Origin of the sequence: Sphingobium xenophagum, assembly GCF_031457465.1 — a bacterium.
Classification (GTDB): domain Bacteria; phylum Pseudomonadota; class Alphaproteobacteria; order Sphingomonadales; family Sphingomonadaceae; genus Sphingobium; species Sphingobium xenophagum_A.
Window position 1 is genome coordinate 180,152 of record NZ_JAVDWV010000003.1, and the last position, 17,428, is coordinate 197,579.

General features: G+C 62.4%; 15 protein-coding genes and 1 pseudogene. 6 read left to right on the forward strand and 10 right to left on the reverse strand.

From position 1 onward, the window contains the following. Nucleotides 1-58 precede the first annotated feature (58 nt). The 3 genes from J2W40_RS04040 to J2W40_RS04050 are packed head-to-tail and all read left to right on the forward strand — an operon-like array spanning nucleotide 59 to nucleotide 2,046. A complete protein-coding gene (locus J2W40_RS04040) occupies nucleotides 59-328 on the forward strand; it encodes a GIY-YIG nuclease family protein (protein ID WP_310222102.1) in 270 nt (89 codons plus the stop codon). Between the two features lie 35 nt (nucleotides 329-363). Next, entirely contained in the window at nucleotides 364-1,272 is a 909-nt protein-coding gene (gene era, locus J2W40_RS04045; RefSeq protein WP_310222103.1) for a GTPase Era, read from the forward strand. Between the two features lie 57 nt (nucleotides 1,273-1,329). Beyond that, nucleotides 1,330-2,046, forward strand: coding sequence for a GGDEF domain-containing protein (locus J2W40_RS04050; RefSeq protein WP_310222104.1), 717 nt, complete (start codon nucleotides 1,330-1,332; stop codon nucleotides 2,044-2,046). A gap of 8 nt (nucleotides 2,047-2,054) precedes the next feature. Here the strand turns inward: J2W40_RS04050 and topA are convergent, their stop codons facing one another. After that, nucleotides 2,055-4,643, reverse strand: a complete 2,589-nt coding sequence (gene topA, locus J2W40_RS04055; RefSeq protein WP_310222105.1) for a type I DNA topoisomerase — start codon at nucleotides 4,641-4,643, stop codon at nucleotides 2,055-2,057. 174 nt (nucleotides 4,644-4,817) lie between these two features. Continuing rightward, nucleotides 4,818-5,104, reverse strand: a pseudogene (locus tag J2W40_RS04060) (GIY-YIG nuclease family protein). 1,052 nt (nucleotides 5,105-6,156) lie between these two features. Here J2W40_RS04060 and J2W40_RS04065 point away from each other — a divergent pair. From J2W40_RS04065 to J2W40_RS04075, 3 genes are read left to right on the forward strand one after another with little or no spacing between them, the layout of a single operon-like run. Then, nucleotides 6,157-6,843 carry a 3-oxoacid CoA-transferase subunit A gene (locus J2W40_RS04065; RefSeq protein ID WP_310222106.1) on the forward strand — a complete coding sequence of 229 codons (687 nt, stop codon included), beginning with the start codon at nucleotides 6,157-6,159 and terminating at the stop codon, nucleotides 6,841-6,843. 14 nt (nucleotides 6,844-6,857) lie between these two features. Further along, complete coding sequence (locus tag J2W40_RS04070) at nucleotides 6,858-7,508, forward strand: 3-oxoacid CoA-transferase subunit B (protein WP_310222107.1); 651 nt, start codon at nucleotides 6,858-6,860, stop codon at nucleotides 7,506-7,508. A 13-nt stretch (nucleotides 7,509-7,521) separates the two neighbouring features. Further along, entirely contained in the window at nucleotides 7,522-8,313 is a 792-nt protein-coding gene (locus J2W40_RS04075; protein WP_310222108.1) for an enoyl-CoA hydratase/isomerase family protein, read from the forward strand. A gap of 40 nt (nucleotides 8,314-8,353) precedes the next feature. Here the strand turns inward: J2W40_RS04075 and J2W40_RS04080 are convergent, their stop codons facing one another. From J2W40_RS04080 to J2W40_RS04115, 8 genes are all read right to left on the reverse strand, one after another. Continuing rightward, the gene (locus J2W40_RS04080; RefSeq protein WP_310222109.1) at nucleotides 8,354-9,337 is read right to left on the reverse strand and encodes an NAD(P)H-dependent flavin oxidoreductase; all 984 of its coding nucleotides are present in this window, start codon (nucleotides 9,335-9,337) and stop codon (nucleotides 8,354-8,356) included. Between the two features lie 6 nt (nucleotides 9,338-9,343). Beyond that, a complete protein-coding gene (gene bioB / locus J2W40_RS04085) occupies nucleotides 9,344-10,354 on the reverse strand; it encodes a biotin synthase BioB (RefSeq protein ID WP_310222110.1) in 1,011 nt (336 codons plus the stop codon). After that, nucleotides 10,351-11,121 carry an enoyl-CoA hydratase-related protein gene (locus J2W40_RS04090; RefSeq protein WP_310222111.1) on the reverse strand — a complete coding sequence of 257 codons (771 nt, stop codon included), beginning with the start codon at nucleotides 11,119-11,121 and terminating at the stop codon, nucleotides 10,351-10,353. The genes bioB and J2W40_RS04090 overlap by 4 nt, the downstream gene beginning before the upstream one ends. Further along, entirely contained in the window at nucleotides 11,118-12,539 is a 1,422-nt protein-coding gene (locus tag J2W40_RS04095) for a 3-hydroxyacyl-CoA dehydrogenase NAD-binding domain-containing protein (RefSeq protein ID WP_310222112.1), read from the reverse strand. The genes J2W40_RS04090 and J2W40_RS04095 overlap by 4 nt, the downstream gene beginning before the upstream one ends. Continuing rightward, nucleotides 12,539-12,964, reverse strand: coding sequence for a hypothetical protein (locus tag J2W40_RS04100; protein ID WP_310222113.1), 426 nt, complete (start codon nucleotides 12,962-12,964; stop codon nucleotides 12,539-12,541). The genes J2W40_RS04095 and J2W40_RS04100 overlap by 1 nt, the downstream gene beginning before the upstream one ends. Beyond that, nucleotides 12,961-14,328, reverse strand: a complete 1,368-nt coding sequence (locus tag J2W40_RS04105) for an acetyl-CoA carboxylase biotin carboxylase subunit (RefSeq protein WP_310222114.1) — start codon at nucleotides 14,326-14,328, stop codon at nucleotides 12,961-12,963. Before J2W40_RS04105 ends, J2W40_RS04100 begins: the two co-directional genes overlap by 4 nt. Further along, nucleotides 14,328-14,813 (reverse strand): acetyl-CoA carboxylase biotin carboxyl carrier protein, encoded by a 486-nt coding sequence (gene accB, locus J2W40_RS04110; protein WP_310222115.1) that lies wholly within the window; start codon nucleotides 14,811-14,813, stop codon nucleotides 14,328-14,330. Before accB ends, J2W40_RS04105 begins: the two co-directional genes overlap by 1 nt. Nucleotides 14,814-14,875: 62 nt before the next feature. Then, nucleotides 14,876-17,383, reverse strand: coding sequence for a TonB-dependent receptor (locus J2W40_RS04115; RefSeq protein WP_310222116.1), 2,508 nt, complete (start codon nucleotides 17,381-17,383; stop codon nucleotides 14,876-14,878). Nucleotides 17,384-17,428 lie beyond the last annotated feature (45 nt).

Here is a 17,428-nt window from a genome sequence, read left to right on the forward strand (position 1 = left end):
GCTCAGCCCGAACGGTTTCTTTTGAAGGCTTGATGTTCCGAAGCCCTTCTGGACCTACATGCTCCATTGCGCCGACCGCAGCTTTTATGTGGGTCATACGGATAATCTGGCATCACGCATCGGCCGGCATGAAGCGGGCCAAATCACCGGATACACGCAAACGCGCCTGCCGGTGAAACTGGTCTGGTCGCAATCGTTCGGCACACGTATAGAGGCGCTGGAAGCCGAGCGGCAGATCAAGGGTTGGAGCCGGGCAAAGAAGCTGGCGCTGATCCGTGAAGATTGGTCTTTGATCTCCATATTGGCGCGATCAAAGATAGACGAGTAAGGCCCTTCGACAGGCTCAGGGCGAACGGAGTAGTTTTGACAAGCATTACTGAAAATCAGCGCTGTGGCGTCATCGCCGTTGTCGGTGCGCCCAATGCGGGCAAGTCCACGCTGGTCAATGCGCTGGTGGGGCAGAAGGTGGCGATCACGAGTCCCAAGGCGCAGACCACGCGCACCCGCGTCATGGGTGTCGCGATCGAGGGCAATGCGCAGATCGTGCTGGTCGATACGCCCGGCATCTTTGCGCCCAAGCGGCGGCTGGACCGCGCGATGGTGCAAGCGGCCTGGGGCGGCGCGCAGGGCGCTGACCTGATCGCGATGGTGGTGGATGGCAAGGCCGGGCGCGGCCCCAAGCTGGAGCCGATCATTGAATCGCTCAAGCATCGCAGCGAACGCAAGTGGCTGATCCTCAACAAGGTGGATATCGCCATCAAGGAAAAGCTGCTCGTCCATACCGAGAAGCTGAACGAGACGCTGGGCTTCGATGAAATCTTCTTCGTATCGGCCGCAACCGGCGATGGCCTGCCCGAACTCAAGGCCGCCTTCGCCGCTGCCATGCCCGAAGGTCCATGGCATTTCCCGGAGGATCAGGTGTCCGATGCCACAGACCGGATGCTCGCGGCTGAAATCACGCGCGAACAACTCTATCACCAGTTGCACGCCGAACTGCCCTACGCCACCGCCGTCGATACGGAGCAATATAAGGAACGGCCGGACGGATCGGTCGAAATCCACCAGCAGATCCTGGTCGGTCGTCCGACCCAGCGCGCGATCGTGCTGGGCAAGGGCGGCCAGCGCCTCAAGGAAATCGGATCGAAGGCGCGCGAAGAACTGTCAGCGCTGCTTGGCGTGAAGGTTCATCTCTATCTTCATGTAAAGGTTAAGGAAGACTGGGAGAATGATCGCGGCATCTATCGCGACATCGGGTTGGATTGGGTGGAGTAATATTCCTTCCCTTAACGGAAATGGCTTGTTTACCTTCTGTCGTTACGCTCCCGGTTCATGGGCCCGAAACAGAAGATCGTCGCGTGCATCGGCATTTCCGTCATCGGAACAATGGTCATCATGGCCATCGTGTCGGCCATCCCCGGCATGTTCATTCCGCCGCGTTTTTTCGTCGTGGGCATTTTCTGCGCGGCCAGTTTGTCAACACCCGTCTGCCTGCTGCTGACCCGGCAGGCCGCAGAAAATCAGCGCCTGCGCGAGCAACTGGAGCAGCGTGTCGCCGAATTGGCGCTTTTGGCCCAGATTGACGGATTGACCGGCCTGCTGACCCGCAACGCTTTTTTTGATCGCGCCGCCACGCTGCATGACAAATCGGATATCTGGTTCTTGCTGATCGACATTGATCATTTCAAGAAATTCAATGACGATCATGGTCATCAGGCGGGTGACGCGGTGTTGCAGGCCGTCGGCCAGGCAATTCGCGAGGCGCTTGGTCCAGATGCCATCTGCGGCCGGATGGGCGGCGAGGAATTCGCCATATGCCTGTCCGGCTGCGATGGTGCGCAGGCCAAACGCCGCGCGGAGCATGTGCGTGCCGCGATCCAGGCTCTTCGCGTCCGCGCGCCATCAGGGCGGATCGTGCGCGCCACTGCCAGCATTGGGCTCAGCGCAGGCGATCCCGCCGTACCGATCGAAGTCAGCCTCCATCGCGCCGATCTGGCCATGTATGCGGCCAAGACCGGCGGTCGCAATCAGGTGCGCCTCGCGGCCTGACCGCGTGCCTATTCCGCCGCTGCTACTTTTTTCTTTGCCGGTGCTTTTTTGGCGGCAGGCTTCTTTGCCACGCTATCCTTCTTGGCAGCGTCCTTTTTCGGTGCAGCTTTTTTGGGCGCGGCTTTCTTCTTCGCGCCCTTCTTGGCCGGGGCCGCCGCCGCGCGGGCGTCGATCAGTTGCGCGGCTTCCTCCAGCGTCAGTGCATCCTTGTCCATCGTCTTGGGCAGGGTCGCATTGGTCGTGCCGTCGGTGACATAGACGCCGTAGCGCCCTTCCATCAGCTTGATTTCCAGCTCGGTGCGCGGATGGGCACCCAGCACCTTCAACGGCTCGCGCCCGGCGCTGCGCGGCCCGCGCGTCGCCGCCTCGGCCAGCTTCACGACCGCACTGTTCATGCCGACTTCGAATATCTCGGCAGTATTGGCCAGGCGACCATATTTGCCGTCATGCAGCAGATAGGGACCAAAGCGGCCGATATTGGCCACGATGGGCAGGCCGGTTTCAGGGTGCAAACCGACTTCGCGCGGCAGGCTGAGCAGTTTGATGCCCCAGTCCAGCGTCAGTTCGCCATCGGGCAGATCCTTGGGGATCGACCCGCGCTTGGCTTCCTTGCCCTCACCCATCTCGATATAGGGGCCGAAGCGGCCGACCTTCTTGACGATGTCCTGCCCGGTTTCGGGATGCTGGCCTAGCACCTCTGGCCCGCTATCTTCGCCATCCTTGCCGCCCGGCTGGCCGAACTTCCGCGTGAATTTACATTCGGGATAGTTGGAGCAGGCAATGAACGCGCCGAACCGCCCGCCCCGCAGCGACAATTGCCCGTCCGCGCACAGCGGGCAGGCGCGCGGATTGCTGCCATCGGCCTTGGGCGGGAACAGCATCGGCTCCAGGAACTTGTCCAGCTCGGCAGTAATGTCCGACGGCTTCTGCTCCATGATTTCCGCCGTCTTGGGCTTGAAATCGCGCCAGAAAGCTTCGAGTACTTCCTGCCACTGGGCCCGGCCGCCGGAAATATCGTCCAGCTCGTCCTCAAGGCCTGCGGTGAAGTCGTAGGACACATAGCGTTCGAAGAAACGCTCCAGAAAGGCCGTTACCAGCCGCCCACTCTCCTCGGCGAAAAAGCGGTTCTTTTCGATCCGCACATAGTCGCGGTCCTTGAGCACCTGCAACGTCGAGGCATAGGTGGACGGACGCCCGATCCCCAGCTCCTCCAGCCGCTTGACGAGACTGGCTTCGGAATAGCGTGGCGGCGGCTGCGTGAAATGCTGGTCCGCCATGACCTTCTTCTTTGCTGGCGCATCGCCTTCCGCCATGCGGGGCAACAGCTTGCCGTCCTCATCATCGCTATCGTCGCGCCCTTCCTCATATAAAGCGAGGAAGCCGGGGAAGATCACCACCTGCCCCGTGGCGCGCAGCGTATGCGTGCCGGTGGCGTCGTTCATGTCGATGGTAGTGCGTTCCAGCCGCGCCGACGCCATCTGACTGGCGAGCGCCCGCTTGAACACCAGGTCATAGAGCCGCGCATGGTCACCGCTGCCCACCTTGTCGCGCGAAAAATCGGTCGGACGGATGGCTTCATGCGCTTCCTGCGCATTCTTCGCCTTGGTCTGGTAGATGCGCGGCTTGTCCGGCACATAACCGCCATCATAGCGCTGCGCGATCGCGGCGCGCGCGGCGGAAATGGCGCTGCCGTCCATCTGCACGCCATCGGTTCGCATATAGGTGATCGCGCCATCTTCGTAGAGCTGCTGCGCGATCCGCATCGTATGGCTGGCCGAGAAGCCAAGCTTGCGCGCGGCTTCCTGCTGGATCGTAGACGTCGTGAAAGGCGGCGGGGGGTTGCGCGTGAGCGGCTTGGTCTCGACCCGTTCGACGGTGAAGCGCCCGGCCTCGACATCGGCCTTGGCGGCCATCGCGTCGCCTTCCTTGCCGATCGTCAGCCGCTCGATCTTCTCGCCCTTCCAGCGGACGAGACGCGCGGTGAAGGCGGTGCCGTCCTGCTCCATTTCGGCGGCGACCGACCAATATTCTTGCGGGTTAAAGGATTCGATCTCGCGCTCGCGCTCGACCACCAGCCGCAGCGCAACGGATTGCACGCGGCCCGCCGACTTCGCACCGGGCAGCTTGCGCCACAGCACAGGCGACAGCGTAAAGCCGACCAGATAGTCCAGCGCCCGGCGCGCGCGGTATGCGTCGATCAGATCTTCGTCCAACGCGCGCGGCTTGGCCATCGCGTCCAGGACTGCCGCCTTGGTGATCGCGTTGAACGTCACCCGGTCCACGACCGCGGGCAGCGCCTTCTTGGCGCGCAGCACCTCCTGCACATGCCAGCTGATCGCTTCCCCTTCGCGATCAGGGTCAGTCGCGAGGATGAGGCGCGTCGCCTTCTTGGCGGCATCGCTGATGGCCTTGAGCTGCTTGCCCTTGTCGCCATAATTTTCCCACGACATCGCAAAGCCGTCGTCCGGGTCCACCGATCCGTCCTTGGCAGGCAGGTCGCGAATATGGCCATAGCTGGCGAGCACATGGAAATCCCCGCCCAGATATTTTTCGATAGTCTTCGCCTTGGCCGGCGATTCAACGATGACAAGCTGCATTTACGGCCCCGAACTTTGATGCCTCACACGTACGCGCGAGTCTGGAAGGCGATGACGGCGGGCGTCAAGCGGTGCGTGTGATTAGGGGAGATGACGAGCGATGGCCAGTACTGATCGCGCAACTCTACCATGCAAAACGCCCGTCGTGCCAGCGAAGGCTGGCATCTGAGGCCGCTAGACGAGGAGGCCGAATAGATCGCCCCATTCTGGGTTGTGTTCTTCGATCAACCGGATTTTCCATTCACGCTTCCATGCTTGGTCGCCTTTTCGCGCGCTATGGCGTCCGTGATATGATCATGGCGCTCGGCCAGAACGAGACGATGTAGATTAAATAGACGGCAAAAATCCGATCCACCCCCGCGCCGATGCTGGTCAACGCGCGCATGGAGTGAACTGGTCACACCGACATACAGCACGCCACGCGGCTTGTTGGTCATTATGTAGGTCCAGCCGCCGCGCATGGCGCAGATGTTATGTGCCGCTGCCTGAGACGCCAGCTTTCGCGGCACCAACAATGTTGTAACTCGCTGGAAATTGCGATCTGATCCGACGTAACTTGGCTGGTGGCCGTAGGGGTCACCCTCCTGCATTAAATCGTTCATGCGACGCCGTGTTGTTGCCCCTAAAGGGCAGACAGTTCCTCACAGATGGCTTCTTGTCACGCTGGAACAGGGGGAGGCATCTTTGAACAGACCGAGACGATCGCGGAACGCACTGCCTGCGTCCGTCCCTGAAAATTGCGATCATTGGCGGTCCTGTTCGCCCGGCGCACATGCACAATTAGACCGGCGTGGCAGGCCTCTTGACATGTTCCGCTGTCATTCCAACCTGCTGGCTGTCCAGTGCCACGCTACACCAGCTATTTCACCGCTGCGCAGTTCAGCGATGCGGTGACCGCAAAGGCGCGACCGGTCCCCGCAAAGCGGGGCCAGGCTCTGTCTCTATATTTCGCCCCTGCCACGATATTTGCATAATTTGCATAAATGCCGACGCCTGAGCCCGCCGCCTTGCCCAGTCCCTTCAATTGAAGCTTGCCTCCATCGTATATCACTTCTATTAATATCCGACGTTTAATCGGATTAAGATTTTTATGCAGCCTTCCACCCACTGCGCGAACTTTGTTCAGGCCACCGCCTTCAGTGTGGATGTCGTACCTGCCAGGGATTCAGCGGTCGTTGCGATATTTTCCGCTCAACATGGCTTGCCGGGCAAGGACCATTTTATCGCAGGCGACTGGACGTCGGCAGATTGGGGCAACCAATTAAAAAAAAAGCGGCGGCGCAGCGTTCGAATGCGTACTGCAAGCCAAGAATGTATACGGCAAGCGCCGCCTCTTCATCTGCCGGATCGATACTGTCCTGCAGGGCGAGCAGCCCGATGCTCTGTTATATGTCGATGTTGGATATGGGGCGACGCAGATGCTGCCCCGAAAATAAAGACCGCACCCTTGCCATAAACTGAAATATTATCGGGTATGTGCAGAACAGAAAGATGAGAGTGAGAGGAGTTTCGCATGATTGACAAGATCAGTCCTTCGCTGCAGCACGCGATCGCCGGTCTGCGTGATGGCGCATCCATCATGATCAGCGGCTTCGGCGATGCCGGCGCGCCTCACGAACTGATGGAGGCGGTCATCGAACATGGCGCAAGCGACCTGACGATCATCAGCAATAATGCGGGCGCGGGCGAAACAGGCATCGCGGCGCTCATTAAGGCTAATCGGGTACGCAAGGTCATCTGTTCCTTCCCGCGGCAGGCGGCTTCGCATCATTTCGATGCCCGCTATCGTGCCGGACAGATCGAGTTGGAACTGGTGCCGCAGGGCAATCTGGCCGCGCGTATCCAGGCCGCGGGATCGGGTCTGGGCGCCATCTTCACACCGACCGGCTATGGCACACTGCTGGCGGAGGGCAAGGAAACCCGCGAAATAGACGGGCGCAACTATGTGCTGGAATATCCCATCCATGCCGACTTCGCGCTAATTAAGGCGCGCGCTGGCGATCGTTGGGGCAATCTCATATATTGCAAGGTAGCGCGCAATTTCGGTCCAATCATGGCGATGGCTGCCAAGACGACGATCGCACAGGTGGCAGAAATCGTGGAATTGGGTGCGCTCGATCCCGAAGCGGTCGTGACGCCGGGCATCTTCGTCAATCGGGTCGTGCAGGTCGCACCGCTAACCGTCGCGGCTGCGGCCTGAAGGAGACAAGCATCATGCAGCGGATGAACCGTGAAGAAATGGCCGCACGCGTGGCGCGAGATATTCCAGAGGGCGCCTATGTCAATCTGGGCATCGGCCTGCCGACCAGGGTGGCGAATTTCCTGCCGAAGGAACGCGACATCTTTTTGCAGAGCGAAAACGGCCTGCTGGGCATGGGACCGGCACCGGCCGAAGAGGATACCGACTGGGAACTCATCAACGCTGGCAAGCAGCCGGTGACGCTGCTGGCGGGTGGCTGCTTCTTCCACCATGGCGATTCCTTTTCGATGATGCGCGGCGGGCATATTGATATCTGCGTCCTTGGAGCGTTCCAGGTGTCGGTCAACGGCGACTTGGCCAATTGGCATACAGGTGCGCCGGAAGCCATTCCGGCCGTGGGAGGCGCGATGGACCTGGCCGTGGGCGCCAAGCAGGTGTTCGTGATGATGGACCTGCTAACCAAAGCCGGCGAGAGCAAGCTGGTCGCCCAATGCAGCTATCCGCTGACAGGCCTGTCCTGCGTGTCGCGTATCTATAGTGATGTCGCAATCTTCGACGTGGGGCCGGCGGGCGCGCACGTCATCGAAATGGTGCCAGGACTGACGATCGACCAACTGCGCGACATGACAGGCGTGGAATTGCAACTGGCGTTGGAAATCGCGTGAGAAGGAACGCGGCATGACCGTCAGCCACAGCTTCGGCGCTTTCACGCTCGATGTGCGGGACAATGGGGTGGGACTGCTCACCTTCTCGCGCCCGCCGGTCAACGCCGTGTCTCTCTCCGTCTATGAGGAGATTGGCCGCTTTGCCGACCATGTCGCGGCGGACGAGACGGTCCGGGTCATCGTCATCACCGCGCCGGACGATGCGCGCGCCTGGTGCGGCGGCGCGGACTTGCACGAATTTAAAGGAATGACAGCGGAAAAGCGCAAGGAACGCTATCAGTTCATCAACGCACAATTGCCCCGTTTCCATCATATCGACCGACCCATGATCGCTGCAATCCGCGGCGCGACGGTGGGCGTTGGCGTGATGCTGGCTGGCATGTGCGACCTGCGCATCGCGGCTGAGGATGCGCGCTTCGCCTGCCCCGAAGTCGATTATGGGCTGGTCGGCGGCAGCGCAGGCCTGTTCGCGAGCCTGCGTATGCCCGAAGCCAAGGTCCGCGAGATGATCTACACCGGCCGCACCTTTACGGCGCGGGAACTCGAATCCACAGGCTTTTTCAACTATGTCGTTCCTTCCCCGGCCGTGCTGCCGATCGCGCTGGACCTTGCCAACCAGATGGCGCGCAAGAGCATGCCGACGCTGCGCGCCCGCAAGCTGGCGTCGCTGACCTGGGAAGGGTCGGAATGGATGGATGCCTATCTGGAGGCGCAGGAGCTGTCGTCTGCCTTGGTGGAGCATCCCGAAAGCGAAGCTGGCGTGTTGGCCGCGCTGGAACGGCAGAAGAAGCAATCGCGTTCGTGATTGACCGAAAGACGCAAAAGGGTGAAAAACATAAGTCGGGCTAGCCGCGAACCATCCCCACCAGCCGGTCCGTGATGATCGCACGCGCATCAGCGATCATGCGGTCTATCAGATCGGCGCAACTGGGTATGTCGTGGATCAACCCCTGCGCCATGCTGGCCCAATAGATGCCACTGTCGATCTCACCCGATTGCAGCAGCGCCTTACCGCGCAGTCCGCTGACCAGTTCCGCGACATCAGCGAAGACGGCATCGGGCACCGCCGTCCTTCGGAGGACTTCTGTGGAAACGGCATTGCGGCCGACGCGGGCGGAATTGCGGAACGGGCGGAAGAGGAGGTCGGTGTCCCGCTCATCCTTATCGACATAGGCCTGCTTGACATTATCGTGGATCGGCGCTTCGCGCGTCGCGCAAAATCGGGTACCCATCGTCACACCGTCCGCGCCGAGCGCCAGCGCCGCGGCCAGCCCGCGGCCGTCGGCGATACCACCGCTCGCCAGCACGGGCACGGACAGGCGATTGGCGGCGGCAGGGATAAGCACCAGGCCCGGCACATCATCCTCGCCCGGATGTCCTGCACATTCGAAACCGTCGATCGACACGGCGTGCACGCCATGGCGTTCCGACGACAAGGCGTGGCGAACCGAGGTGCATTTATGGATAACGCGGATGCCGCGCGCCAAGAGCATATCCCAAACGTCCCGGACTGCTGGTGTGCCGGCAGTCTCGACCACCGTCACACCGCCATCGGCGATCGCGTCTACGATCCTGCCATAATCTGGCGGCCGCATGGTCGGGAAGACGGAGATGTTGACGCCGAAGGGCTCCGCCGTCAGTGCCCGGCAGGCCGCGATCTCCTGCGCCAGCGCGCCTGTATCGGCAAAGGTCAGCGCGGTTATCATGCCCAGGCCGCCGGCGTTGGAGACCGCCGCTGCCAGTGGCGCATAGCCGACATTTTGCATTCCGCCCTGCACGATGGGATAACGGATGCCCAGAAGATCGGTGACGCGCGTGCGCAAACGCATCCTCCATCAGCTCGAAGGCGCAAGACCGAGCTTCGCGAACAGCGCAGCATCGGCATCGCCGCCATTGTTGCTGGTCGTCAGCAGGCGATCGCCGGTGAAAATGGAGTTGGCACCGGCCATGAAGCAGAGCGCCTGTCCCGCCTCGCTCATGCTTTCCCGTCCGGCCGATAGGCGCACGACACTATGTGCCATGGTGATCCGCGCCACCGCAACCGTGCGCACAAATTCGATCTCATCAATGCGCGCCAGCGGCGTGTCGGCCAGCATGTCGCCCAACACAGTGCCAGGGATTGGGACCAGCGCGTTGAGTGGAACGCTGTCGGGCGGTTCAGGAAGACACGCAAGCGCATGGATGAAGCTGATTCGGTCTTCGCGCGTTTCGCCCATCCCCAAGATGCCGCCGCAGCATACCGCCATGCCCGCCTGGCGCACATGGTCCAGGGTGTCGAGCCGGTCCTGAAAGCTGCGGGTGGTGATAACCCGGTCATAATAGTCCGGGCTGGTGTCGATATTATGGTTATAATAGTCGAGCCCGGCTTCTGCCAGTGCATCGGCCTGATCGCCGCTCAACATGCCGAGCGTCATGCAGGTTTCCAGGCCCAGCGCCTTCACCCGCCGCACCATGTCGAGCAGCGCGGGCATGTCGCGCGCCTTGGGTTCGCGCCACGCCGCGCCCATGCAGAAGCGGGTGGAACCGCCGGCCTTCGCCTCTTGTGCGGCGGCGATCACCGTGTCGGCGTCGATCAGCTTTTGCGCCTTCACTCCGCTCTTGGCAAAGGCGGACTGGCTGCAATAGCCGCAATCTTCGGCGCAGCCACCGGTCTTGATGGACAACAAGGTGGACAGTTGCACGGCGTTGCGCGGATGGTGGCGCAGATGCACGGCATGGGCCTGCGCCACCAGATCCAGGAAGGGCAAATCGAACAGGGCGGCGACGGTCTCGCGCGATATGTCGGGCAGCGATGTCTCCGTTACAGATTGGGCGGATGCTGCGGCCAGCCGGGATGGATGGTTCATGTGCCGCTCCATTGCGGGTCGCGCTTCTCGAAGAAGGCAGTGGTGCCTTCACGCTTGTCGGCGGTGCCGAACAGCGCGGAAAAGGCCTGGCGTTCCATCAGCAGATGCGCGGACTGGTGCATTTCGAAAGTCGCGCGGACCATGGCCTTGCCCTGCTGCATCGCCAGTGGCGCGCGGGCGGCGATGCGGGTGGCAAGGTCCGTCGCGACCGCCAGCGCCTGTCCATCCTCGACTACTTGTGCAATGAGGCCCGCTTGCAACGCTTCGGCGGCGGACAGCGGATCGCCCAGCAACACCATCCGCATCGCGCGGCTGCGCCCGACCAGCCGTGGCAGAACCGCGGTGCCTCCGGCGCCGGGAATGATGCCGAGATTGGTTTCGGGCTGGCCGAATTTCGCCCCTTTGCCGGCCACGACCAAGTCGCAGCACATGACCAGTTCGTTCCCGGCACCCAGCGACCATCCCTCGACTGCCGCGATCAGCGGCTTGGAAAAGCCGCGAATGCGCGTCCAGATCGCCGGGCGGGGATCGGCGAGCGCGCCGCCGGTATCGCGCGCCGCCAGTTCGTTGATGTCCGCGCCGGCCGCGAAGAAACGGTCCGCGCCGGTAATGACGACTGCGCGAATAGCGGGATCGGCAGCGGCGGCGTCCAGCGCATCGGCGACTCCGCCGAGCAGGTCGGTCGCCAGCGCGTTGCGCTTTTCGGGCCGGTTCAGGCGCAGCAGCAGCCCATGGGCGCCGATCGGTTCAATCAGCAATATGTTCATGCGCCGTTCCTCAGATACTGGGATGGCCGATACATGGCCTCGCCAGTGCCGTCTGCAATGCCGTCGAGCAAGCGGACGAGCGCCGCGCGGCCGTAGCGGTCGGCCCAGGCGAAGGGGCCATAGGGATAGTTAGCACCGTAACGCAGCGCCGCGTCGATACCCGCCTCGTCGGCCACCTGCTCCAGCACCGCGTCGGCGGCGGCGTTGGCGAGTTGCGCCAGCGTCCGTGCGACAATCATGCCCGGCCGGTCGGCGACTTCCACGCCGGCACGCGATTGCGCCGCGAGCAGGCCGTGCGCCTCAGGCCGTGCCCTCTCGTCGGACAATGTGAAGCCGATCGGCCCGGCGGCATCGTCCGGGGACCAGTCGAACAGGATGACCGGCGCGCCCAAGGCCTTGCTTTCTTGCCGCGCGGTCAGTCCTTGGGTCGTGCCGACGAACAGCGCGCCGCAGCGCAGGAAAGTGCCGGGCGTGGCATCCTTGATTGCGGCAGCCGCTAGCCGATGCGCATCGGTGACAGTCGCATCCGGCACCTGAGGGTCAACCGCCTTAGGCGCGCCATCGCGATAGTCATAGACCCCCCTGCCCGTCTTGCGCCCAAGCCAGCCGGCATCGACCAGCGCCGCCTGGCGCAGTTGCGGCACGAAGCGGGTGCGACCGAAATAAGAATCGAAGACCGAACGGGCGACGGCAAAGTTGACATCCTGGCCGATTAGGTCGGTCAATTCCAGCGGCCCCATGCGGAAGCCCGCCGCGCGGAACAGGGCGTCGATGGCCGCGGCGTTTGCCGCGCCCTCGTTCAGCGCAGTGAAGGCCTCGCCATAGAAGGGTCGCGCCACGCGATTGACGATGAAGCCGGGCACGTCGGTAACGGGGATCGCGACCTTGCCCCAGCTTTCCGCCGTTGCCTTGACCCGCGCCGCCACCACCAAGTCGGTCGCCGCGCCGGAAATCACCTCGACCAGCTTCATCGCGGTCGCCGGGTTGAAGAAATGCATGCCGATGAACCGGTCGGGCTGCTTGAGGCTACGCGCAAGCCGGGAAATAGGCAGGGATGAGGTGTTGGTAGCGATAATCGCGTCCGATGCAATGATCGCCTCTATCCGTTCGAACAATTGGCCCTTGATGTCCGCATCCTCAACGATCGCTTCAATCACCAGCTCACGGTCGGTCAGCGCATCCAGCGTCGATACCCACTGCATTCGCTCGACGATCGCACGCGCGTCGTCCACCGACAGCTTGCCGCGCGCGGCAAGCTTGTCGAGATCGGCCAGCGTTCGCGTCCGGCTTGTCTCCAGCGCCTGTACATTAACGTCGAAGATCAGAACGGAAGCCCCCGCCTGCGCCGCGACCTGGGCGATGCCCGATCCCATGGCGCCCGCGCCGCAAATGGCGACTTTTGCGATGGTAGCACTCATCACGCCACCGCCGCGATCGACAGCAGGGTCGCGCCATATTCCAGCAGCACGCCGGGCACCGCGTCCACCCGGACGATCGTGCCGGAAACCGGCGCAGCTATATCCTCCTGCTCGTCCAGCACTCGAACGGTTGCGACCGTCTGGCCAGCAACCACCTGCGTACCCGCCGCCAAGGCCTGCTCCAGCGTAGCGACATGAGGCACCGGCACTGCGGTTTCGGGGCCAGCCTGCGCCGCGGGAGCCGCAATGAGGGGTGCGGCCGCAATCATCCGCATCGGATTGGTCCCGCCGCCATCGCGCGCCAGAAAAATCTCCGTTTCGCCGGACGCGACATGCAATTGCAGCCAGCCGCTGGTCAGCAGCGTGTCGAGCAGAGCGCGGGCATCATCGATCGCCGCGATCACCGGGTCTTTTTCGGCTATCATGCCGCCTTCTTTCCATAGTCGGGGAGAAGAACCTGTTCCAGCCAGCGGGTGTGGATGCGGTTCTCGATAAAATCAGGATGGGCGATGATCGCGCGGTGCAGCGGCAGCGTGGTCGGTACGCCTTCCACCACGAAATTGTCGATCGCGTCGGCCAGCCGGGCGATAGCATCAGCCCGGTCGCTGCCATGGACGATCAGCTTGCCCACCATGCTGTCGTAGAAAGGCGGGATCATGGCTCCGGCAGACATATGGCTATCCAATCTGATGCCCGGTCCCTGCGGCGGTTCCCAGCGAGTGATGCGGCCAGGACTGGGCAGGAAGTCGCGCGCGGCATCCTCCGCATTGATGCGGCATTCGATGGCATGGCCGCTAATCTTGACGTCCTGCTGGCTGACGGACAGGTCCGCGCCGCCGGCAATGCGGATCTGTTCCTGCACCAGATCAAAGCCAGTGATCGCTTCGGACACCGGATGCTCCACCTGAATACGGGCATTGACCTCGATAAAATAGAATTCCTGCCGCTGGACATCGAACAGGAATTCTGCGGTTCCGGCGTTACGATAATTGACGCTGGCGGCCAGCGCGACGGCGGACTCGTGCAGTTGGCGGCGCAGATGATCGGGCATCGCGGCGCAGGGCGCTTCCTCGATCAGCTTCTGGTAGCGGCGCTGGACCGAACAGTCGCGCTCGCCGAAATGCAGCACCTGGCCCTTGCCATCGCCCATCAACTGCACCTCGACATGGCGCGCTTCCGGCACGAAGCGTTCCATGAACAGGGTGCCGTCGCCAAATGCGGCGACCGCCTCCGCGCTGGCCTTGTGAAAGCCGGCTTCCGCCTCGTCGCCATTGTTCGCGATCACCATGCCACGCCCGCCACCGCCGGCAGACGCTTTGAGCAATACCGGATAACCGATCCGGTCACCTTCCCGCCGCGCATCAGCGGCCGAGGCGACGCACTCGCTGCCCGGCACCAGCGGCACGCCCGCCGCGCCGGCCATCGCGCGCGCACGCAGCTTGTCGCCCAGTGCGTCGATGACATCGGGTTCCGGCCCGACAAAGGCGATACCATGCTGCGCGCACAGGCGCGGCAGGATCGCGCGTTCGGACAGGAAACCATAGCCCGGATGCAGGCCGTCGCAGCCGCTTTCCTTGGCAGCATGGACGATCAGGCGCGGGTCTAGATAGGATTTGGCGGCCGCCGCCGGACCCAGCACGATCGACCGATCGGCCAGCCGGGCCGCCGCACTATCGCGGTCGGCGTCCGACACGGCCACCACCGTTTCAATGTTGAGCGCCTGCGCGGCGCCGACGATGCGGAGCGCGATTTCGCCCCGGTTCGCCACGAAAAGTCGTTTGATCGGCATCAGTCCCTCACCAGCGCAAACAGGGGTTGGCCGCCTTCGACCATGGCGCCATCCTCGACGAGGACGGCATGGACCGTGCCCGACGTGCCAGCGCGAACGGCGGTGAAGAGCTTCATCACCTCGATCAGGCAGAGTTCGTCACCGGCCTGCACTTTCGATCCTACCTCGACATAGTTGGCGGCACCCGGCTTGGGTGCACGATAAAAAGTGCCCAGGTTCGGCGCATTGATGATGACGGCGTCATCCGGCAGCGACGATATAGGTGCGATGGGCGCTGCGATCGGCTTCGGTGTCGCGGCGGGTTGGGTGGGCGACGCGGACACCGGCGCGACGACAGTCATGGCGGCCCGCGGACGCGCGGCCGACGCATCGGACGATAGATAGAGTTCGAAATCCGACTTGCGGATATGCAATTCTCTAATTCCCGACCGCGAAAACTCGTCGAGCAATTGTTTCAGCGCATCAGGAAAATCATGTCCGGTCATCGGCACCTTCCGAAAAAGAGGGGCGCGCCGACCGGATCGGCCGCCGCGCCCCGCGGGAGAGTTCAATATTTGTAGGAAAGCGACAGGCCATAGACGGTCGGTTTGCCCCGATAGCGAATAAGCGTGTCGAGATAGGTCGAAACGGCGGTCACATAGGATTTGTTCGTGATGTTGCGCCCATAGATGCTCGCGCGCCACCGTCCGTCGCTGCTGTTCACGCCCGCCCGCACATCGAGCAGGGCATAGCCGTCGATCGTAAAGTCGTCGGCTGGCAGTCCGTCATTGTGGAAAGTGGTGTTCTGCCTGCTCTGATAGGTGAGTCCGCCGCCCAGGAATGCCTCCAGGCTGTCCGACACCGGCACGCTATATTGCGCGTCGACATTGGCACTGAACTTGGGGGTATAGGGCAGTTCCGATCCCTTGAAATTACCGGTATAGCCGGCCGCATTGTAAACGGCGAACCCGTCGGCCGTGGCGGAATAATCCGAAGTCACCTTGCTCTTGAGATATGTGGCGCCCGCGCTGAGGCGCAGGCCCTGGGTCGGCCGAGCGACCAGTTCGCCTTCCAGACCGAAGACATAGGATTTGGGGACGTTCAACATCTTCTCCAGCAAGCCGAAGATGACATCCTGCACGCGGCCGCGCACCTGCTTGTTGGAATAGTCGTAGTAGAAGGCCGCCCCATTGAATTGCAGCGCACCATTGGCGAACGGCGCTTTGAAGCCACCTTCATAGGCGATCACCTTTTCCTGCGTCGCGGGGCTATATTGGTTCGCACGCGACGCACCGATCGCCGAGAAGATGCCCGCCTTATACCCTTGGCTGACGGTCGCATAGATCAGAGCGCCGCCGTCGAACTTGTAGTTGGCGCCGACACGGAAGGAGATATTATCCTCCGACAGCGACTGGTTGACCGGCGTCAACGTCGATGCCGCGGTACCAAGCAGCAGGTCGCCCGTCGTCGGGAAACACTGGCCCGCCGCAATCGTGATTGGCACACTGTTAAGGGCGGCACCGAACAGGACGGCCGCGCCGGTGCCCGTTGGGTCGCTATAGCAGTAGCTCGCCTCCTGCTTGTTCTTCGTATAGCGGATGCCACCCTGTACGGTCAGTTGCGGCGTCACCTGATATTCGCCGTTCGCGAACAGACCGTAGCTGCGCATCCGGGAGTCGAACTCGTTGAACGTGACCGATATGAGGTCGGCGTTCGCGGAATAATCGCCCAGATAGAAAAAGTTGTTCTGCGACGTGCGTAGATTGTCATAGCTGGCTCCGACGATGCCGTTGAAGCTGTCCGTGTCCAGCGACAGGCGCAGTTCCTGGTTGAAGGATCGCACGTCGCCGAACAAAGGCACATCGACCACTTGGGCGGCGGTGCCGTCCAGATCCTGGTTATAGTCCAGCTTCTGCTTTGCCAGCGCCGCAATATAGGTCAGTTTGAGCGTGTCACTGAGGTCGAGATCGGCGCGACCCGCGAACTGATAATAGCTGTTGTCCGACTGTCCAAGAAGGCCTTGCGTCCACTCCGCGTCCCGCGCTCGGCTGCTGACCGGTGTGCCCAGAAGGGCGCGCGCGCCGGCGGCTTTGGCGGCATCTGCGCCATTCATCCGACCGACGACGACAGACTGGCGTCCGAGAAAAGAGGCATCGTAACCTGCCGATGTCGGGGTAGTGAGATCCGCATATCGCTGGGCATCGACCTGCGCAAAGGGATTGCCCGATGCGGCGGCGGCCGCCTGGTCGGGATAGAGGTTCAGCGTGGTGCCGGCATATTGCGGGGCGAGAGGGTCGGAGCGGTCGCGTGATCCGGTCGCCATCAGTTCGATCTTCAACTTCTCGGTCGGCTGGATATCCAGGGTGAACCGCCCCATGAATTTGCGCTGGTCGCCATTTTCGTCGTTCGGCCGCGATAGGCTACGCTGCCAGGCACCGCCTGATACGCCCTTTACCGCCAGGCGAGCGCGCAAGCCGTCAGCCAGTGGTCCGCTGACGAAACCGGACAGTTCGGCGCGGTTGAACCGTTCATAGGAGGCGTCGAACCCGGCAGCGAAAGCGTCGGTCGGTTTGCCCACGATATAGTTGATGGCGCCGCCAGTGGAGCTTTGCCCGAACAAGGTGCCCTGCGGTCCTTTGAGCACTTCGACACGCTCAATATCGAGGTCGAGGGCATCCGACATGACCGGCACATTGCGTGGAATCTGGTCAGTATAGACCGACACCGAAGGTGCCGCGCCAAAGGTCGCATCATAGAGGCCGATGCCCCGCAAGGTGAAGACCGGGGTCGAGTAGATCGACTGGGTAAAGGTGAAGCCCGGTACCAGCTTCGCCAAGTCCGCCGGCCCGGAAATGCCGCGGTTCGACAATTCCTCCGAGGACGCCGCAGTGATGGTGAGGCCCACGCTGTTCACCGACTGCTCGCGCTTGTTGGCGGTGACGATGATATCGACGCTGCTGGCGGCCGGGGCCGCAGGTGCCTGTGATGCGGCCGGGGCCGTTTGGGCCAGAGCTGACACTGGGGTCGCCACTAGGGCCAACACGGAAACCCGTGTCGCAAAAATCGTCCTGTTCATGTTATCCTCACCTCCCGTCTACGCTTATGCGAGATCCGTTATGCA